This window comes from Caulobacter sp. GW821-FHT09A05 (assembly GCF_059418465.1).
On the sequence record NZ_JBWKPX010000010.1, the window covers coordinates 77,092 to 95,558 of the forward strand.

An 18,467-nucleotide genomic window follows, 5' to 3' on the forward strand; every position below is an offset into this window, starting at 1 on the left:
CGCCTTCGCGCTCGCGGCCGTCCCGGCTCTGATGGCCGGCGCGGCCGGCGCCCAGGTGGCCGGAGCCGTGAGCCTGCAAAGCGACTATCGCATCCGCGGCTACTCTATGAGCCATGGTCAGCCCGCCGCTCTGCTGAACCTGTCCTATGACCACGACAGCGGCGTCTATCTGAACGGCGTCGCGATCGTCGGCCGGGATCGCGAGGACAACCCGGCGGTGACCGGCGTGGTCGAGAATATCGGCTATGCCCGACGCCTGTCCTCACGTACTTCGGCGGACGTCGGCCTGGTCCATTCCGAATACTTCCAGCGCTACGGGACCACCGGGACGGGGCGCTACACCGAGGCCTATGTCGGCCTGAACTCGCCCCATCTGTCGTCGCGCCTGTCCTATTCCCCGGACTATTTCCGCCACGGGATCTCCACCCTCTATGGCGAAGTCAACGGCGGCTGGGAAACCGTGGCCGGGATCAGGCTGGACGCCCACATCGGCTATCTGGACTGCCTCGAGGCGCCACGCCGGCGTCGCTGCACGAGCCAGTATGACTGGCGCCTGGGCCTCTCGCGACAGTTCGGACCGCTCGACCTGAGCGCCTCGTTTTCCGACGCTGAATCCAAGAGGAACCTCTTCTACCGAAGGCCAGATCGCGCGCCGGCCTTCGTGGTCGGCGCCAGCTGGGCCTTCTGAACGGTCAGGACGGCGTCGGGAAAGGTCAGGACCCGGTCGCAGAAGGCCAGGCTCTCGGACCGATGCGACACCATCAGGATCGTGACTCCCGGCCGCATCTCGTCAAGCATCGCCAGGATCGCCCGCTCGCCGACGAGATCGATCGCGTTCGTCGCCTCGTCCAGGAACAGCACAACCGGCCGCCGCAGGATGGCCCTGGCCAGGGCGATGCGCTGGCGTTCGCCCGCCGAGATCAATCCGCCCCGCTCGCCGACCCGACTGTCGAGTCCATGCGCCAGCCGGGCAAGCAGGTCGCCGGCTCCGACCTTGCCCAACGCGTCCAGCATTTCTTCTTCCGACGCGTCCGGTCGCGACCAGGACAGGTTGCGGCGGATCGTGTCGTCGAACAGGAACGCGTCCTGCGCCACATAGGCGATATGCTCCCGATGCCGCGCGAGGGTCGCGCCCGAAAGGTCCCGCCCCTTCACCGTGACCCGCCCCTCCGTCGGAGCCAACAGGCCGGCCGCCAGGTCGAGAAAGGTCGTCTTGCCCGTTCCGGAGGGGCCGACAACGCCCACGAACGCGCCGGCCGGGACCGCCAGGCTGACGTCGCGAAGCGCCGGATCTCCCCCCGCACGGCCATAGGTGACATGACTGAAGGCGATGGCCGCATCCGGCGCGGCTGGGCACGGTCCGGGCTTGGCCAAGCCGTCGGCCGCGCTCCCGGCCAGCTCTTCGGACAACGACAGCGCCATGCCATGGGCGGGCAGGCTGTGCAGGATCTGCTGCAACCCCTGCTGCACCATCATCGCCGGGCCGCCCATCCGCGCCAGCACCAGCAGCAAGGTCACCAGCTTCGGCGGATCTATGTGAAAGAGGACGACGCCCGCCACCACGGTGGCGGCCCCCACGACCGCCGCCGATCCGGCCATCGTGGCGCGCAATCCGGTCTGCAGCCCCGCGAAGGCCAGCCGGTCGCGCAAGGCTGTGGCCGAGACCTCGCCATACTGGTCGACGAAGGCCCGCTGGTGTCCCTGGGCGGTGGCCAGTTTCAGACCGCCCAGGAACGCCAAGGCGCCGTCCGTCATGCCGAAATGGGCCTTGGTGACGGCCTGGCCCAGGTCGCGGGCGCGTATCAGATAGCGCCGGCTGGCCACCGCCCCGAGAACGGCGAAGCCGATCGCCAGACCGCCGGCCGCCGGCGCCAGCAGCAGGGCCAGCACGCAATGGCCGACCAGCATCGCCAACGCCGTCCCGGTTAGCAGGGTCGAGTTGGCGGCGATGCCGATCTGGTGGATCTCGACGCTCAGGGCCTGGACGACGCGGGCGTGGCTTATTCCCGCCACCCTGCCCCAGCCCGCGCTCGCAAGACGATCAATCAGCCCGGTTCGGATCGACTCCACGAACTCCATCTGCAGTCGATCGAGCAGACGGTCGCGCCGCGACAGCACCAATCCTCGCAAAGTCATCAGCAGCGCGAAAACGCCCAGCAACAGCAGCAGCCGCTCCGATCGTCCGCGCCCGTCGAGAAGCCAGGCCAGGGGCGCGCCAAGGCCGCCCTCGCCCTGAGGCCTGAGCACGAGATCCAGCAAGGGGACGAGCAACAGCAGGCCAACACCGTCAAACAGCGCGCCAAGGCCGATCAGCCCAGCCGCCGTCGCCGCTCGCCAGCGGGCGAACCTCAGGAACGCCGTCAGAAAGGCCGAGGCTTCCGGCCCAAGCCGGCGGGTCGCGCCGCGCATCAGGGCCCCTGCCTGACGACCATTACCTGCCCCCAGGGCAAGTCGATCACCGTATCGTTCAGCCCGGCGAAATAGTCGGCGAACACCGCCCGCACGCCAGGGTCGTCATGGTCGTCGCCGATCAGGATGGCTCCCGGCGTCAGCCGCGGATGGAAGAAGGCCAGCCCCTCGCGCGTGGCGCCCGGCAAGTCCAGATCCAGATGCACGAACGAGAATCGCAGCGCCTCGAGCCCCGCGGTGGAGGTCGGAAACACCCCGGGATGCAGCTGGACGGCCGGATAGGCCGCGAGCAGTTGTTCGACCTGCTCCTGCTTGCCGTGCAGTTCGCCGAAATGGGCCCGGACCTCGGCCGCTCCGGTCGCCGTGGACGCGCCGCCAGCCTGCAGGGTGTCGAAAACGTCGAAAAGGTGCAGCGGGACATCCCCCTTCGCCGCGCAGATCAGTCGGGCGCTACCGCCCATGAACACCCCGGCCTCGGCCATGACGCCCGCGCGCGCGCGGGCGGCCCTGACGCAGATCTGGATCTGCAGGGCGGCCGCATCGTTCATCAGCAGCGCGGTCCGGCGGCGCGTCTCGCGCAGGGCCGTCAGTTCGTTGCGCCATGCGCGTCCAAGCGGGGCCTGGATCGCGCCACGTCGCGCCAGGAGGGCCCGATGCAGCCATCCTGGCGACAGCCGCTCATGCAGGCGGGGCGGGCCGGCGGTCATGTCGGCCTCGCTGCACCGACCGGGCGCTTGTCGGCCGTCAACGCCAGCTCCACGCAGGCCACGGCGAACAGCGCGCCCAGCAGCGGCGTGCGCAACGGATAGTCGACCAGGCTCGAAACCATCAGGATCACGGTGACGGTCGCCGCCGCCGCCGCCAGGGTTCGGCGGCGCGCGCTCGGGGCGGTCCGCGCGGCCCGCCAGGCCGTCCGTCCCCACCAGGCGAGAAACAGGCCCAGCAACGCCGCGGCCGCGATCCCGCCCTCGATGACCAGTTGCAGGGGCTCGTTGTGAGCCTGGTTCATGTAGATGGTCGACAGCAGCGCGTTCGGTTCGAACTGGCGATAGACGCTGTCGAAGGCCCCGAAACCCGCGCCGAGCGGAAGGAAGGCCTTGGCCGTGGCCAGCAGCGGCTGGATCATCGCCACGCGAGTCTCCGAGACGATGTCCTGCATCAGCAGTCGCTCGACCGCGCCGCCGCGCGCCGTGGCCAGGCCGATCGTCGCCAGTAGGACGGCCGCCCCGCCGACCGTCGCCCAGCGCGAGCCCACGGCGGCGGGCCAAAGGTGTTGGCCGCTCGTCCGAAAGGCCCAGGCTCCGCCCGCCAGGCCGACGGCCCCCAGCAGCAGGCCCATGCGCGAGCCGGTCGAGATCAGCGCCAAGCACAGGAAGGCGGCCACCGTCGCGCCGAGGATCGGTATCAGCGGCCGCTCGCCACCCTCACGCAGGCGCAGCCCCGCGAGAGCGCCGGTCAGGGGCAAGGCGCAGGCCATCAGCGCCGCCTGGTGGTTGCGGTTGGCGAACAAGCCGACGGCGGAGTCCGCGCTGGTTTCGCGATAGAGGCGCCAGCCGCCGGACGCCAGCTGGGCCAGGCCCAGCAGTCCGCTGAGGCACGCCACGACAACCACGGCGTGGGCCAGGCGCACGCGTCCGCGAAAGTCGAGATGAAGCGCCGCCAGGGCCGCCGCCGTCGCCGGCAACAGGGCGCCCAGGGCGTTCAGCGTCAGGTCGGGCGTCAGGCTCAGCGGCCGCCAGACGACGGCGTCGGCCGCCTGCGCGATCTGGGCGTAGACCGCGTGGCCCGGCAAGGCGGCCCAGAGCGCGGGCGGCAAGGGAACCAGTTGCAGGAGGACCAGAAGGTAGGCCGCCCCGACCGCCGTCGCCGCGCGCCAATGACGACGCAGGACGTCGAACTCCAGCGGCCACAGGGTGGCGGCGATGGCGGCGATGGCCGCGCATCGGACCAACGACTGTTGATCCTCGTCAAGCCGCGAGGCGCCGCCCGCCAAGGTCAGAAAGAGCCCGAGCAGGGCCATGAGCAGAAGGCGATAGCCCGCGCCACCGGCCTGTTGTCGCGAAGAACGGCTCAAACGATTCCCCATGGCGGCATGAGGGCGGCGGCGAGACGCGCCGCCGCCCGGTCGCTTCGAACGCGGCGGTTAGGAACTCGCGGCCTTGCTGTCATGCTTGGACAGAGCCAATGCACCGACGACGACGGCCGCGACGGCGACGCCCGCGATGATCGGGGTGTTCGCCCGGCCCGTCTTGGAGCCCTTGGACGGCGCGTCGCCGGCGAGCGACAGCTTGCTCGCCGGGTTTTTCGCCGGATCGGCCAGCGCGGGAAGCGCCGCCATGGAAAGGACCGCCGTGGCGGCCAGAAGGTGGGTCAAACGCATCAGCAAGCTCCCATGATCGCGAGAACGGAACACGACGCACGGCGTCGCGCCGATGGAGCGTCAGTCCGCTCCGCGTCGTAGGTCCCCGCCCGGCGCGGAAGGGTTCAACGGTCCCCTCGAATTTTTTCCATGGAGACCATCGGCGGCGCCGGGCCGGCGCTGCGCAGCATCGTGCGGAGCCGTCGCGCCACGGCCAGCCGGTCCAGCTGATAGTGGGCGCGCAGGTGGCCCTGGTCGCCGACCTCGCTGGGATAGAGATCCGCCAGGCCCACGCGCGCGAACCCCTTGAGCGCCACCCCGTCCTCCAGGCAGGCTTCCGCGACCGCGCCGCCCAGTCCGCCAATCACCGTGTGCTCTTCCAGGGTCAGGACGTACGGACAGGCCCGCGCCGCGGCCAGGACGCCGTCCGCGTCGAACGGCTTGAGCGTGTGGACGTCCACCACCCGCACCGAGATCGTCTCCCGCGCCAGCAGGTCGGCCGCCGCCAGCGCCTCGCCGAGGATGCCCCCGGTCGAGAAAATCACCGCGTCGTCGCCATCGCGCACGGTCCGGACCTTGCCCAGCTCGACCTCGGCTTCCGGCAATCCCGCCTGGGCCTTGTCGAGGCGCAGGTAGCCCGGGCCGCCCCGCGCATGAAGCTGGCGTGTCAGGGCGTAAGCCTGCCAGGGATCGGACGGCGCGACGACCGTCATCTCCGGCAAGGCGCGCAGAATCGCCAGGTCCTCGGTGGCGAAGTGGGACATGCCCAGCTGGCCGTAGGAGAACCCACCGCCGACGGCGACGGCGATCACGTCGGCCCTGTGGTAGCAGACGTCGTTGCGCAGTTGCTCCAGGCACCGCAGCGTCGGGAAGTTGCCGATCGAATAGGTGTAGGCGCGGGCCCCGGCCAGGGCCATGCCGCAGGCGACGGCGGTCATGTTCTGCTCGGCGATTCCGGCGTTGAGGTGCTGGTCGGGAAACCGCGCGGTGAAGTCGTCGAGCACCGCGAAGCCGAGGTCCCCGGTCAGGAGCATGAGCCGGGGATCCTCGGCCGCCAGCTCCGTCAGCGCCCGGATGAAGCTGTCACGCATGACCCGCGCCCAGCTCGGCCAGGGCCGCGGCCAGTTCCTCGCCCGCCGGGCTGCGATAGTGCCAGAGGATCTGGTCCTCCATGAACGAGACACCCTTGCCCTTCAGCGTATGGGCGATGACGCAGCGCGGCCGCGCGTCGCGCGTGGCGTCGGCGAAGGCCGCTCTCAAGGCCTGATGGTCGTGGCCGTCGATCTCGACGACGTCCCAGCCGAAGGCGCGCCATTTGTCGGCGAAGGGCTCCAGCGCCACGGTCGCCTCGGTCCTCCCCACCGCCTGCAGCTTGTTGTAATCGATGACGGCGCACAGGTTCGACAGCCGATGGTGGGCGGCGAACAGGATCGCCTCCCAGTTCGAGCCCTCGTCGCACTCGCCGTCGCTGAGCACCACATAGACGCGCTGGGCGCCGCCGGCCCGGCGCAGCTGCATCGCCATGCCGACCCCGACGCCCAGGCCGTGACCCAATGATCCGGTGGAGAGCTCCACCCCCGACACGCCCTTGTGGTTGACGTGGCCCGACAGCACTGAACCGTTCTGGTAATGGTCCGCCAACATCTCGACTGGAAAGAACCCGCGTTCGGCCAGGGCGGCGTAGACGCAGGCGCCGGCGTGACCCTTGGACAGGATGAAACGATCCCGCGCCGGCCAGGACGGCTCGTCCGGCCGCACGCGCAGCACGTCGCCATAGAGCACCGCGATGATATCGGCCATCGACAGGCCGGAACCGACATGGGCGCTCTTGCCCGAGGCGCACATCCGCACGACGTGGCGACGCAGGCGCAGGGCCAGCGCCTCGGTGTCGAGCCGGATGTCAGTCAGGGCGTTCACGCGAAGAACCCCCGGACGCCGTCGATCACCGCCGCCACCTGGGCGTCGCCCAGCAGGTGGTTCATCGGCAGCAGCATCGAGCGGGCGAAGAACCGGTCCGTCAGCGGCAGGTGCTGGTCGAAGCCCAGGCCGCGGAACTGGTGGACGCCCACCCCGCCCCACTGGACGATGGTGCCCACGCCCAGCGCCGCCAGATGGCCGCGCAGCGCGTCTCGCGCGTCGCAACAGACCTCGTAGTTCTGGAAGATGTCGAAGCGGTCACCACCCTGCGGCCCTGGCGGCAGGTCGAGCGCTGCGATCGACGAGAAGGCCTCGTGATAGCGCGCGGCGATCTCGCGGCGGCGGGCGATGGCCTCGTCGTAATAGGTCAGCTTGTAGGCGAGAATGGCGGCGTGGAGGTTGTCGAGGCGGGCGTTGACGCCCCAGAGGTCGCAGTCTCTGGGGATGACCTTGTCGGGTCCCGCGCCGTGGTTGCGCATCGCCCTGACCCTTTCGGCCAGGGCGTCGTCGTCGGTGACCAGAGCCCCCGCGTCGCCGAAGCAGCCCAGGGTCTTGGACGGATAGAAGCTGAACGCGCCCCAGGCGCCGAAGCCCCCGGCGACGCGGCCGTTCGCGCGCGCGCCCAGCGCCTGGGCGGCGTCCTCGTAGACGGCCAGGCCATGCTCGGCGGCGATGTCCATCAATTCGTCCATCCGGCAGACGCGCCCATTGACGTGCACGGCCAGGATGGCGCGGGTGCGGGGCGTGATCGCCGCCCGCACCGCCTGGGGATCAACCAGCCAGTCGTCCTCCGACAGCTCGACGGGCACGGGCCGGCCGCCGGCGTGGTGGATCGCCTGGGCGGCGGCGATGAAGCCGTGCCCGGGCATGATGACCTCGGCGCCCGGCTCAAGGCCGGAGGCCCTCAGGCCCAGCAGCATGGCGTGCGTGCAATCGGAGATCCCGACCACATTGCGGACGCCGAGATAGTCGGCCAGCGCGGTCTCGAACGCTTGGACGGCCTCGTGGAGGATGAATCCGCCGGACGAGGCGGTCTCGTGCAGGATGGCGGCGAAGGAGTCGGCGCGCTCGGCGTAGAGGGCCTTCCAGTCGAAGAACGGGACGAGAGGACCGCCTCTAGAACACATGAACCACGCGCCTCGCCGTCAGTCGCCGCGAGCCGCGCCCGCCGATTGTGCGTAGGTGCGCTTTGGCCTAGTCACGGTTCAATGCAGCCGCGCGGCCAGGGTCCATCGATGCGCATCATGTACCTGACGCAGTGGTTCGAGCCCGAGCCGAACATCGTCAAGGGGCTGGCCTTCGTCCGCGCCCTGGAGGCCGCCGGGCACCAAGTGACGGTGGTCACCGGGTTTCCGAACTATCCGACCGGCAAGCTCTATCCGGGCTATCGTCTGCGCTGGATCCAGCGCGAGACGATAGCCGGCGTACGGGTGGTGCGGCTGCCGCTCTATCCCAGCCACGACGCCTCGGCCGCCCGCCGCGCGCTGAACTTCCTGTCGTTCTTCGCCGCCGCCCTGGTCTACGGCCTCGTCCGGCGCGAGCGCTATGACCTGGCCTATGTCTACCATCCGCCCATCACCGTGGGCCTGGCCGCGGCCCTGGCCGGGCGCGTTCGCCGCCTGTCGTTCGTGCTGGACGTCCAGGACCTCTGGCCCGACACGATCGCGGCCACCGGCATGGTCGGGGCCGGGCGGCTCGTGGGCTGGCTGGGCCGGCTGTGCGACCATGTCTACCGGCGGGCCGCCGCGATCGTCGTCCAGTCCGACGGCATGCGGACCGCGCTGATCGATCGCGGCGTCCCGGCCGCCAAGCTGACAATGATCCACAACTGGTCGGACGCCGAGTTCGGCGAGGCGGCCGCCTCCGACGAAGCGCCGTCCGACGATACGCGTTTCACGCTCGTCTATGGCGGCAATCTGGGGCGGGCCCAGGCGCTGGAAACCGTCGTCGACGCCGCCACCCTGCTTCAGGGCCGGCGATCGGACATCGAGATCGTGCTTCAGGGAGACGGCGTGGAGGCGGTCGCCCTGCGCGAGCGCGCCCAGCGAGCGGGCGTGACCATCCTGCGGTTCGAACCGCACAGGCCCCAGCACGAGATCATCGGCGTCTTCCGGCGCGCCGACGCCTTGCTGATGCATCTGGCCGACGACCCGCTGTTCTCGATCACCGTGCCGTCCAAGACCCAGTTCTACCTCTCCCTGGGCCGCCCGGTGGTGGCGGGCGTCGCGGGCGAGGCGGCCGACCTGCTGCGGCGGTCGGGCGCGGCGATGGTCGCTCCGCCGGGCGACGCCCGGGCCCTGGCGGACGCGATCGGCGCGATGGCCGACACGCCGCGTGACCGCCGCGAGGCCATGGGCCGCCAGGGCCTGGCCTTCTACCGCGAGATTCTTTCGTTCGACCAGGGCATGGCTCGAACCCTTCGGCTGCTGGACGGTACCTACGCGGAGCAACGACCAGCGACCTGAAGAGCCGCCCTCGCCGTGACCGAAGCCTCCGTCGCCGTTCCGCCCGCCGCGCCGACCGTCCGCACGATCGCGGTCGTCACCCCCCGGGACGCGATCCCCCGCCTGCCGCTTCTCCTGGTGTTCGGCTACATCGTCGCCACCTTCGTCCTGTTCCTGGCCTGGCCGATCAACTGGCCGATCTATCACGCCGGCGACTGGGCGCGGCTGATCGGCTACGTGGTCCTGTGCCTGGCCGTGGTGGGCGGCGGCGCCCTGATCGGATCCTCGGGCGACACCCGGGTCGTCGCGCCTCTTCGGTTCACGACCGTTCTGCTGGTGGTCGGCGCGATCGCCGCGGCCCTGCTGCTGATTCCGACCAGTTTCGCCTATACCGGCCGGCCGCCCTGGGAAGCGCTGGACGCCCTGCGCGACCAGGGCGGAGCCTATCGGCGTCTGCAAAGCCAGCTGCTGGCCACCACCGGGCAGCGCAATGTGGTGGTCGCCCTGCGCGCCTTCACCGCGCCGCTGACCTATGTGGTCCTGCCGCTCGGCATTGTCCGCTGGACGACGATCGGCTGGGCCGGCCGGGCCGCCGTGGCGACGGCCGTCCTGTCCTCGATCGTCTTTTCGATCATGCGCGGCACGGACAAGGAGATCGCCGACCTGCTGATCGTCGGCGTGGCCGCGGCCTTCGTCGCCTTCGGCCGCAGCCGGGCGCTCGGCCATCAGGGCTTCCAACTGGTGCGCCGCTACTGGTCGTGGGCGCTGGTCGGCCTGGTCTTCGCGACCTTCGCCCAGGGGCTGTTCATCGAGCGCAAGGACCAGCGCCTGGGCGGCTACGTGAACCGCACGGTGGTCTGCGCCAACAACAGCCGCATCTGCGCCGACCTGCAGAACCCCTGGATCGCCTGGATGCCCCTCCCCCAGCGTTTCGGGGCGACCGTGTTCATCCTCTCGACCTGCTCGGGTTACTACGGCCTGAACCTGGCGCTGGAGAAGCCGTTCGACTCCGCCCTGGGCGTGGGCCATTCCCCCGCGGCGCTGTCGGTCTACGAGGCGGTGACCGAGGATCCCGCGCCGCACCTTCGCACCTTCACCTATCGCAACGGGGCGGATCGCTGGTCGGAGGAATACTACTGGTCGACCCTGATGACCTGGCTGGCCAACGACGTCGGCTTTCCCGGCGCGGTCGCCGTCCTGGGCCTCGTGGCCTGGCTATGGGGTCTCTGGTGGCGAGAGGCGGCCGCGGGCATGAGCGATCCGGCGGCGGTGCTGTTCTGCCTGGCCACCACCATGATGGTCTACCTGCCCGCCAACAACCAGGTCCTGGCCAGCTATGACGGCTACCTCGTCCTGGCGGTGTGGATCGTGATCTGGCTCCGGCACCGCCAGGGACGCGTGCTTTCCGCCCAGACGGGCGCGGGGTTCGGACCCGTCCGCTGATGCGGCGCCTGGCCTTCGTCGCCGCCTTCTTCGGCGCACGGGTCGCCTCGGGCCTGCTGCTGCTGAAAGTCTCGGCCCATTTCCTTCCCGTGGCCGGCTTCGCGGTGTTCTCGCAGTTGCTGCTGCTGGCCGCCTTGCTGAACATGCTGGCCATTGGCGGCGCACAGGGCGGGCTGATCCGCCAGGCCGCCGCCGACGAAGACCCGGCGGCCCTGGCCCGCACCCAGGGCGCGGCCTTCCTGCTCTGGGCGGCCAGCGCCGTGGTCCTGGTCCCCGCCATCGCCCTGGCCGCCGGCCCGCTCTCGCGCCTCCTGACCGGCGCGCCGGGACACGGCCCGGCCATCGTCGGCGTCGCGGCCCTCAGCCTGGCCGCCGGGCCTGGCCAGATCTGGTGCGGCCTGCTGTCGGGCCGAGGTCGGACGGTCGAAAGCCTCTCGGCCCAGGCCCTGGGCCTGCTGGTCGGAACGGCGGGGGCGACCGGCCTGATCGTCCACGGCGCGCCGATCCTGGCGGCCCTGGCCTTCGCCGGCGGCGGTCTGGCCGCCACGGCGGCCGCCTTCGGGTTCACCGCGCGCCTCCGGATCCGGACCGTCGCCCCGCATATCGCGCTGGCCGGCGTTCCGCCCCTGATGCGCTACTCGGCGGCCCTGCTGGCGACCGCCGGCTTCACCGCCGCGGCGCTGTTCGGCCTGCGGGCCGTCTACCGCGACGCCTTCGGTCCGACCCAGCTGGGCTACTGGATGGCCGCCAATCGCATCTCCGACATGTCGACCCAGCTGCTGGGCCTGGTCATGCTGCAGGCGTTCGTGCCGAGGTTCGCGGCCACGCCGGATCTCGCCGAGAGGCGTGCCCTGGTCGTCCGCTTCTGGGGACTCGGCGCGGCCGTCATGGCCACGGCCCTGATCGTCTTCTCGCTGGCCTTGGAACCCCTGGTGCGCCTGTTCCTGTCCGACGCGTTCCTGCCGGCCGCGCCGGTCATCCAGGCCTATATGGTCGGCGACTTGCTGCGGGTCTGGACCTGCCTGGCCATGTACGCCGCGTTCGCTGAAGGGCGCCCCGGCCGCTACGCCGCCGTGGAGATCGCCGTCATGGGCGCGATGGCGATCATGGCCGCCGGCTTGATCTCGGCCGGCAAGGCCTGGGCGCCGCAATCGGCCTATGTCGGCGCCCAGGCGATCTCCGCCGGCGTCGTCACCCTGGTCTTCTTTAAAACCCGCGGATCTAGGCGCCAGCCGCTTCCAGCACCGTAGCCAGCGCGTGCCGGACGTCGAACACCGCGTCCAGGCAGATCGGCGCGGCGCGGCGGACTTCGGCGCGAAGGACAGGGTCGCTCGCCAGGCGCTCGGCCACCTGGCCGAAGCCGACGGGATCGCCGAACCCCACGGTGCTGCCGACCCCATATCGTTCCAATATGGCGACGAAGTCGCTGCCCGCCTCGACGGCGGCGACGATCGGCAGTCCGGCGCGCAGATAATCGATGGTCTTGGTCGGGATGCTGAACGAGGTGACACCCGGCACGGTCACCGCCATCCCCACGTCGCAGGCCCCCAGCAGCTCCAGATAGGCGTCGCGGGACAGGGGCGGCCGCCAGGCGAGGTTGGACCGCGCGGCCGCCTGCGCCTGGATCATCGGCGCCAGCCGGCCATCGCCGACGAACAGGAACAGCAAGGGCGAGCCGGCCGCGTCCATGGCCCGCGCCGCGTCAAGCATCTGCTCGAATCCCCGCCCTTCGACCAGCTGTCCTCCGAACACGGCGATCGGTCGATCCTCGGGCAGGCCATGGCGTCGGCGAAGACCGGCCCGATCGGCCGGCGGAAGCGGCGCGGTGTTCGACCAGATCGGCGTGACCAGGACCCGCTGGCTCGGCCCCAGCCGATAGTTCCGGCGCAGATAGTCGGCGTTGCCCGGCAGGGTGCAGATGACCGCCGTGAACCGCGCCAGCAGCCGCTGCTCCCACGCCCGGGCGATCCGGTAGGGCCAGCCGCCCGGGATGCGGCCGATCTCGCGGTGATGGTCGGGGAAGAAGTCCCAGATGAACAGCAGCCGCCGGGCGATCCCCGCCCGTTCCGCCATCCCGACAAGCGGGGCGATGGCGATGGCCGGCATCCAGGCGAGCAGCACGTCGAACGAGGCCAGGTCCAGATGGGCGCGGGCGGCGCGGGCGGCGCGGACGCCGCTGAGCACGAACTTGCCGGCCTCGGCGGCCCGGCCGCCCAGCCCTCCGGCCCGGCCCGGCGGACAGCGCACCACCCGCACGCCGCACGCCGTGGTGAAGACCTCCGTCGGCCCGTCGGCCGGGCCGCTCCAGTCCAGGTGCAGGACCTCCACCTCATGGCCCGCCGCGACCAGGGCGTCGGCCAGTTCGGTGGTCATGTACGACTGGCCGGGGCCCGTCGGGTACTGCATGCAGACCATCAGGAAGCGCATGGCGTCGCCCTCGTCGGCCGGAGTTTCAGAACGCCTTCCACACCGTGCTGCGGACATAGTCGGTATAGCTGAGGATCGTCCGGACGACCTTTTCCGACACGTTGGGGCAAGCGTAGTCCGCCGGCAGGCGCACGACCGCCTCACCCGCGTCGTCCCGCTCCTCCAGGATCGCCAGGGCCTGCATCACCCGCGCCTGGCCGAGACCCGTCATCATCACCGCGCCCTCCTCCATGGCCTCGGGACGTTCGTGGGCGTCGCGCAGGTTCAGGGCCGGAAAGCCCAGGATCGACGATTCCTCGCTGATCGTGCCGCTGTCCGACAGCACCGCGCGGGCGTGACGCTGCAGGGCGTTGTAGTCGAGGAAGCCGAACGGCTTGAGCAGCCGCACCCGTTCGTGGAACGACAGGCCCAGCGCCTCGATGCGCTTGCGGGTGCGCGGGTGGGTGCTGACGATGATCGGGGCGTCGTAGCGCTCGGCGACGGCCCGCAGCGTCTCGGCGAAACGGACGATCTGGCGGTCGGAGTCGACATTCTCCTCGCGATGGCAACTGACCAGGAAATAACCGCCCGCCGCCAGCCCCAGCCGCGCCAAGACGTCCGACCGGTCTATGGCCTCGCGATAGTGCGCCAGCACCTCGAACATCGGGCTGCCGGTCTTGACGATCCGGTCCGCCGGAAAACCTTCCGCCAGCAGGTATTCGCGGGCGATCGCCGAGTAGGGCATGTTGATGTCGGACGTATGATCGACGATGCGGCGGTTGGTCTCCTCGGGCACGCGCTGGTCGAAACAGCGGTTGCCGGCCTCCATGTGGAAGATCGGGATGCGCCGGCGCTTGGCCGGAATCACCGCCAGGCAGCTGTTGGTGTCGCCCAGGACCAGCAGGGCGTCGGGCCGCTCGGCGTCCAGCACGCGGTCGGCGGCGATGATCACCCGCCCGATCGTCTCGGCCGCCGTGCCGCCCGCCGCCTCCAGGAAGTGGTCCGGCTTGCGCAGCCCCAGCTCCTCGAAGAACACGCCGTTCAGCTCGTAGTCGTAGTTCTGGCCGGTATGGACCAGGACGTGGTCGGTCCAGCGGTCCAGCGCCGCCATCACGCGCGACAGCCGGATGATCTCCGGCCGCGTGCCGACGATCGTCATCACCTTCAGCCTGGCCACGGTCATAGGGCCATCATCACCGTGTCGGGCCGTTCGCGGTCGAACACCTCGTTGGCCCAGATCAGCGAGACCATCAGGTCGTCGCCGACATTGGTGACGTCGTGGGTCCAGCCGGGGATGGTCTCGACCACCACCGGGGTCTCGGCGGAGGTGCGGATCTCATGGCTGTCGCCGGTCAGGATGTGACGGAAACGGAACAGCGCTCGCCCCTGGACGATCAGGAACTTCTCGACCTTGCTGTGGTGGTAGTGGCCGCCCCGCGTCACTCCCGGATGGGCGGTGAAGTAGGAGAACTGGCCACTGGCGCTGGTCTTCAGGACCTCGGTGAAGCTTCCGCGCGGATCGGTGTGCGCGGTCAGGTCATAGCTGAACGCTTCAGCCGGAAGATGGGAGACGAAGGTGGCGTAGAGCGCGCGTTCGAGGCCGACGCCCACCTCCCCGATCCGCCCGCCTCGACGGTCCGCGGCGAAGGCGCCGATCAGCCGCGCCACCTGGCCGACGGTCGTTCGATGCACGTGATCGGGTTCGATGAAGCCGCCTTGCCTCGGCGTGGCGGCCATCAGCGCGCGCCACTGGTCGATCAGGTCGTCCACGTGCAGCAAGGCCAGGGGCGCATCCGGATCGTCGATCCGGATCGGCAGGTCCCGCGCCAGGTTGTGGCAGAACGTGGCGACGGCGGAGTTGTAGTGTGGGCGGGCCCACTTTCCGAATACGTTGGGCAGGCGATAGATCGCCGCCGTCGCCGCGCCGCGATCGGCCAGGCGCAGCATGATCTCCTCGGCCGCGCGCTTGCTGAGGCCATAATCGCTGTCGTCGCCCGCACGAACGGAGGACGCGCAGACCACCAGCGGCCGCCGGCCGCCCAGTTCGACGGCCAGGGCGACCCAGGCCGCATAGGCGTCGGAGCGGGCGAACTCCTCGCGGTCCCGAGGCCGCACCGCGCCCGCCAGATGGAAGACCACGTCGGCCGCGCGCAGGGCGGCCAGCGCCTCGGGATCCGGGGTGTCGCGGGTGATCGCCCGAGTGTCGAAGCCCAGCTCCCGCAGGCGAACGACGAGGTTGCGCCCGATGAACCCCGCCGCCCCCGTCACGGCCACGATCCTGGTCTCAGAGGTCATCGACAAGGCTCCCGGCCATGGCGGCGCGCACGTAGGGCAGGCCGCGCAGCAGCTGCGCCAGCTCGTCGACCTCCAGTCGTCGCGTATTGTGTGAGTTGAAGTCGGCCTGGCGCGACACCCGCTCCTCGCCGTCGCGGACATAGGCGTCGTAGTTCAGGTCGCGATTGTCCGGGGCGACGCGGAAATAGGCTCCGCGGTCCTCGGCCAGGGCCATTTCCTCGCGGCTGAGCAAGGTCTCGAATTGCTTTTCGCCATGGCGCGTGCCGATGATCCGCACCGGGTGATCGGGACGGTCCATGACCGCCAACACCGCCCGGGCCAGGCGCTCGATCGTCACGGCCGAGGCCTTCTGCACGAACAGATCGCCGTTGGCGCCGTGCTCGAAGGCGTAGAGGCAGAGCGCGACGGCCTCGTCCAGGGTCATCACGAAGCGGGTCATCTCCGGATCGGTGATGGTGATCGGCACGCCGCGCCGAACCTGATTCATGAACAGCGGCACCACCGACCCGCGCGACGCCAGCACATTGCCGTAGCGGGTGCCGGAAATGACCGTCTGGCCGCCCTGGGCGACGCGGGCCTTGGCCACCATCACCTTTTCCATCAGGGCCTTGGACATGCCCATGGCGTTGACCGGATAGACGGCCTTGTCGGTGGACAGGCAGACCACGCGGCGCACGCCGTTGCGGATCGCCGCGTCCAGCACGTTGTTCGTGCCGGTCACGTTGGTGTTGACCGCCTCCATCGGATGGAACTCGCAGGACGGCACCTGCTTCAGCGCCGCGGCGTGGTAGATGAAGTCGACGCCCCGCGTGACGCTTTCCATGGCGCGAAAATCGCGCACGTCGGCGATGTGATACTTGATCCGGGGGTCGTTGAAGCGCTGGCGCTGGTCTTCCTGCTTCTTCTCGTCCCGGCTGACGACGCGGATCTCGGCGACCGGCAAGGCCAGGAAGTGGTGCAGGATGGTCGAGCCGAAGGACCCCGTGCCTCCGGTGATCATCAGCGTCGTGCCCGCTATATCCTTCATGTCGGGTGCGCCGCGTCCCTTGTGGTGTCCAGCCAGCGAACGGGAAAACTCCAGCTCGCGGGAGGTGGGTACCGGCCGCCCGTCCGGGCGTTCACATGGGCCGCCAACTTTAGCGGCGTTGAACCTTACGGGCGCCGCCGGCCACCCATCATGCGTGGATCAGCAGTCGGGCATCTTGGCTTTGGAGACGACGCAGCGGCCAAAAAGGTCGCGGGCTCCGCTATGGTCGATGCTGGCGGCCTTCGCGATCTCCCGGCGGCGGCCGACCAAACGCGGCGTGGTGATGCTGGTCGACACCGGCCTCTGCGCCGTCACCTGCTTCCTGTCGGTCGTCCTGAGGCTTGGCTTCTTTCCGACCCGTGACACGCCGTTCGCCGTGATGATCGCCGTCTCGATCGTCCTGGCGATCCCGCTCTTCCACGTCCTGGGCCTCTATCGAGAGATCTTCAGCCAGTCGGGCGTCCGGGCGATGGTCGACATCGGCCGCGCCTGCGCGATCTACGCACTGCCCTTCGCGACGGTGTTCACGGTGGTCGGTATTTGGGGGATTCCTCGCACCGTCAGCCTGATCCAGCCGATCCTGCTGTTCGTCGCCGTCGCCGCGTCGCGCCTGTTGGCCCGCTACTGGCTCGTGGACGCCGCCTCGAGCGCGCGGCCCCCTCGACGACGGGTGATGATCTATGGCGCGGGCTCGGCGGGACGGCAGTTGGCCGCCGCCATCGCCCAGTCTTCGGAAATGGAGGTCGTCGGCTATTTCGACGACGATCCGACGCTGATCGGCAGCGTGCTGGACGGTCGCCGCATCCACGCCCCGGCGAACCTGGCCAGGGTAGTCAGGACGCGACTGGCCGACGAGATCCTGGTGGCGCTGCCCTCGGCCCCGCATGAGCGGCGCAAGGCGATCATCGCCGCGGCCCGCCGCGCCGACGTCCAGGTCCGCACCCTGCCGGGACTGATGGACATCGCCCGGGGCCGGGTGGAGATGGCCCACGTCCGGGAGGTGCGGGTCGAGGACCTGCTGGGCCGCGAGCGCGTCGAGCCGGACCTGGACCTGATGCGGGGGCATATCCGCGGCAAGGTGGTGCTGGTCACCGGCGCCGGCGGCTCGATCGGCGGCGAGCTCTGCCGCCGGCTGCTCGCGCTCGAACCCGCGGTCCTGCTGCTGGTCGAGATCAGCGAATTTGGTCTCTACGACATCCACGGCCAGCTGTCGGCGCGGGGCGGGGCGCGGATCGTGCCCTTGCTCGGCTCGGTCTGCGACGAGGCGCGGATGGACGAGATCGTCGGCGCCTGGCGGCCCGAGATCATCTACCATGCCGCGGCCTACAAGCACGTGCCGCTGGTCGAGCACAATCCGGCCGAGGGCGTGCGCACCAATGTCCTGGGCACGTTCACCCTGGCGTCCGTCGCCGCCCGCCGCCGCGTCCCGAACTTCGTGCTGGTCAGCACCGACAAGGCCGTGCGGCCGACCAACGTCATGGGCGCGACCAAGCGGGCGGCCGAGCTGGTCCTGCAGGCGCTGGACCAGGCCTCGCCAGCCACCCGCTTCGCCATGGTCCGGTTCGGCAACGTGCTGGGCACCAGCGGCTCGGTCGTCCCGCTGTTCGAGCGGCAGATCCGCGCCGGCGGCCCGGTGACGGTGACCGACCGCCGGATCACTCGCTATTTCATGACCGCCGGGGAAGCCGCGGAACTGGTCATCCAGGCCGGGGCCATGGCGCGAGGCGGCGAGGTCTTCGTCCTGGACATGGGCCAACCGGTCCGCATCGTCGACCTGGCCCAGCACATGATCGAGCTGGCCGGCCTGCGGCCGCGTGACGCCCAGCGCCCCGGCGGGGACGTGGAAATCGTCGAGATCGGCCTTCGCCCCGGCGAGAAGCTCTACGAGGAGCTGCTGATCGGCGACGCCCCGGAGCCGACCGCCCATCCCCGGATCTTCAAGGCCGCCGAGGCCCTGCTGCCGATCGATCTTCTGCGCCCGAAGCTGGAGGGGATCAGGAGGTTACTGACGGTCGATGCTCGCGGCGAACTGATCGCGGCCCTGCGCGATCTGGTGCCGGAGTTTCACAACACGGAGGGCGTGGTTGACTGGACCCACCTCGAGCGGCTTGAAGCCGCGGCGCTTAGCAAGATCGCCTAGAGCCTGTCGGGATCAGATGGAATCATC

Annotated in this window: 16 protein-coding genes; 5 read left to right on the plus strand and 11 right to left on the minus strand. The window is 70.1% G+C overall.

The features are described 5' to 3' along the window. The first annotated feature begins 31 nt into the window (after nt 1-31). On the plus strand, nt 32-688 hold the full coding sequence (locus AC07NX_RS11655) for a TorF family putative porin (protein ID WP_494641937.1): 657 nt from the start codon (nt 32-34) through the stop codon (nt 686-688). On the opposite strand, the gene AC07NX_RS11660 is transcribed toward AC07NX_RS11655, so the two are convergent. The 7 genes from AC07NX_RS11660 to AC07NX_RS11690 form a co-directional block, all read right to left on the minus strand. Then, nucleotides 631-2,409, minus strand: a complete 1,779-nt coding sequence (locus AC07NX_RS11660) for an ATP-binding cassette domain-containing protein (protein WP_494641938.1) — start codon at nt 2,407-2,409, stop codon at nt 631-633. The genes AC07NX_RS11655 and AC07NX_RS11660 overlap by 58 nt on opposite strands. Next, nucleotides 2,409-3,116: a TylF/MycF/NovP-related O-methyltransferase gene (locus AC07NX_RS11665; RefSeq protein ID WP_494641939.1), complete on the minus strand. Its 708-nt coding sequence runs from the start codon at nt 3,114-3,116 to the stop codon at nt 2,409-2,411. The genes AC07NX_RS11660 and AC07NX_RS11665 overlap by 1 nt, the downstream gene beginning before the upstream one ends. After that, nucleotides 3,113-4,360 (minus strand): O-antigen ligase family protein, encoded by a 1,248-nt coding sequence (locus AC07NX_RS11670; protein ID WP_494641940.1) that lies wholly within the window; start codon nt 4,358-4,360, stop codon nt 3,113-3,115. Before AC07NX_RS11670 ends, AC07NX_RS11665 begins: the two co-directional genes overlap by 4 nt. 192 nt (nt 4,361-4,552) lie before the next feature. Next, nucleotides 4,553-4,789 carry a hypothetical protein gene (locus tag AC07NX_RS11675; protein ID WP_494641942.1) on the minus strand — a complete coding sequence of 79 codons (237 nt, stop codon included), beginning with the start codon at nt 4,787-4,789 and terminating at the stop codon, nt 4,553-4,555. A 104-nt stretch (nt 4,790-4,893) separates the two neighbouring features. Continuing rightward, the gene (locus AC07NX_RS11680) at nt 4,894-5,859 is read right to left on the minus strand and encodes a transketolase family protein (RefSeq protein WP_494641943.1); all 966 of its coding nucleotides are present in this window, start codon (nt 5,857-5,859) and stop codon (nt 4,894-4,896) included. Beyond that, complete coding sequence (locus tag AC07NX_RS11685) at nt 5,852-6,685, minus strand: transketolase (protein WP_494641944.1); 834 nt, start codon at nt 6,683-6,685, stop codon at nt 5,852-5,854. Before AC07NX_RS11685 ends, AC07NX_RS11680 begins: the two co-directional genes overlap by 8 nt. Continuing rightward, nucleotides 6,682-7,812 (minus strand): DegT/DnrJ/EryC1/StrS family aminotransferase, encoded by a 1,131-nt coding sequence (locus AC07NX_RS11690; RefSeq protein WP_494641945.1) that lies wholly within the window; start codon nt 7,810-7,812, stop codon nt 6,682-6,684. The genes AC07NX_RS11685 and AC07NX_RS11690 overlap by 4 nt, the downstream gene beginning before the upstream one ends. A gap of 108 nt (nt 7,813-7,920) precedes the next feature. Between AC07NX_RS11690 and AC07NX_RS11695 the strand changes: the two genes are divergently transcribed. The 3 genes from AC07NX_RS11695 to AC07NX_RS11705 are packed head-to-tail and all read left to right on the plus strand — an operon-like array spanning nt 7,921 to nt 11,822. Then, nucleotides 7,921-9,150, plus strand: coding sequence for a glycosyltransferase family 4 protein (locus AC07NX_RS11695; protein WP_494641946.1), 1,230 nt, complete (start codon nt 7,921-7,923; stop codon nt 9,148-9,150). 15 nt (nt 9,151-9,165) lie between these two features. Continuing rightward, nucleotides 9,166-10,572 (plus strand): hypothetical protein, encoded by a 1,407-nt coding sequence (locus tag AC07NX_RS11700; RefSeq protein WP_494641948.1) that lies wholly within the window; start codon nt 9,166-9,168, stop codon nt 10,570-10,572. Beyond that, nucleotides 10,572-11,822, plus strand: coding sequence for an oligosaccharide flippase family protein (locus tag AC07NX_RS11705; RefSeq protein WP_494641949.1), 1,251 nt, complete (start codon nt 10,572-10,574; stop codon nt 11,820-11,822). Before AC07NX_RS11700 ends, AC07NX_RS11705 begins: the two co-directional genes overlap by 1 nt. On the opposite strand, the gene AC07NX_RS11710 is transcribed toward AC07NX_RS11705, so the two are convergent. From AC07NX_RS11710 to AC07NX_RS11725, 4 genes are read right to left on the minus strand one after another with little or no spacing between them, the layout of a single operon-like run. Continuing rightward, nucleotides 11,794-12,999 carry a glycosyltransferase family 4 protein gene (locus AC07NX_RS11710; protein WP_494641950.1) on the minus strand — a complete coding sequence of 402 codons (1,206 nt, stop codon included), beginning with the start codon at nt 12,997-12,999 and terminating at the stop codon, nt 11,794-11,796. The two genes, AC07NX_RS11705 and AC07NX_RS11710, sit on opposite strands and share 29 nt — an antisense overlap. 25 nt (nt 13,000-13,024) lie before the next feature. After that, nucleotides 13,025-14,161, minus strand: a complete 1,137-nt coding sequence (gene wecB, locus AC07NX_RS11715; protein ID WP_494641951.1) for a non-hydrolyzing UDP-N-acetylglucosamine 2-epimerase — start codon at nt 14,159-14,161, stop codon at nt 13,025-13,027. Next, nucleotides 14,158-15,273 (minus strand): polysaccharide biosynthesis C-terminal domain-containing protein, encoded by a 1,116-nt coding sequence (locus tag AC07NX_RS11720; RefSeq protein ID WP_494641952.1) that lies wholly within the window; start codon nt 15,271-15,273, stop codon nt 14,158-14,160. Before AC07NX_RS11720 ends, wecB begins: the two co-directional genes overlap by 4 nt. Then, nucleotides 15,263-16,300, minus strand: a complete 1,038-nt coding sequence (locus tag AC07NX_RS11725) for a polysaccharide biosynthesis protein (protein WP_494641953.1) — start codon at nt 16,298-16,300, stop codon at nt 15,263-15,265. The genes AC07NX_RS11720 and AC07NX_RS11725 overlap by 11 nt, the downstream gene beginning before the upstream one ends. 229 nt (nt 16,301-16,529) lie before the next feature. On the opposite strand from AC07NX_RS11725, the gene AC07NX_RS11730 reads away from it, so the two are divergent. Further along, entirely contained in the window at nt 16,530-18,440 is a 1,911-nt protein-coding gene (locus AC07NX_RS11730) for a polysaccharide biosynthesis protein (protein ID WP_494641954.1), read from the plus strand. The last annotated feature ends 27 nt before the right edge of the window (nt 18,441-18,467 follow it).

Bases quoted from the DNA above. Each gene is read 5' to 3' on its own strand.
- AC07NX_RS11680 (WP_494641943.1), bottom strand. From the start codon at position 5,859: ATGCGTGACAGCTTCATCCGGGCGCTGACGGAGCTGGCGGCCGAGGAT.
- AC07NX_RS11675 (WP_494641942.1), bottom strand. From the start codon at position 4,789: ATGCGTTTGACCCACCTTCTGGCCGCCACGGCGGTCCTTTCCATGGCG.
- AC07NX_RS11690 (WP_494641945.1), bottom strand. From the start codon at position 7,812: ATGTGTTCTAGAGGCGGTCCTCTCGTCCCGTTCTTCGACTGGAAGGCC.
- AC07NX_RS11725 (WP_494641953.1), bottom strand. From the start codon at position 16,300: ATGAAGGATATAGCGGGCACGACGCTGATGATCACCGGAGGCACGGGG.
- AC07NX_RS11695 (WP_494641946.1), top strand. From the start codon at position 7,921: ATGCGCATCATGTACCTGACGCAGTGGTTCGAGCCCGAGCCGAACATC.
- AC07NX_RS11730 (WP_494641954.1), top strand. From the start codon at position 16,530: ATGCTGGCGGCCTTCGCGATCTCCCGGCGGCGGCCGACCAAACGCGGC.
- wecB (WP_494641951.1), bottom strand. From the start codon at position 14,161: ATGACCGTGGCCAGGCTGAAGGTGATGACGATCGTCGGCACGCGGCCG.
- AC07NX_RS11720 (WP_494641952.1), bottom strand. From the start codon at position 15,273: ATGACCTCTGAGACCAGGATCGTGGCCGTGACGGGGGCGGCGGGGTTC.
- AC07NX_RS11665 (WP_494641939.1), bottom strand. From the start codon at position 3,116: ATGACCGCCGGCCCGCCCCGCCTGCATGAGCGGCTGTCGCCAGGATGG.
- AC07NX_RS11660 (WP_494641938.1), bottom strand. From the start codon at position 2,409: ATGCGCGGCGCGACCCGCCGGCTTGGGCCGGAAGCCTCGGCCTTTCTG.
- AC07NX_RS11710 (WP_494641950.1), bottom strand. From the start codon at position 12,999: ATGCGCTTCCTGATGGTCTGCATGCAGTACCCGACGGGCCCCGGCCAG.
- AC07NX_RS11655 (WP_494641937.1), top strand. From the start codon at position 32: ATGGCCGGCGCGGCCGGCGCCCAGGTGGCCGGAGCCGTGAGCCTGCAA.
- AC07NX_RS11705 (WP_494641949.1), top strand. From the start codon at position 10,572: ATGCGGCGCCTGGCCTTCGTCGCCGCCTTCTTCGGCGCACGGGTCGCC.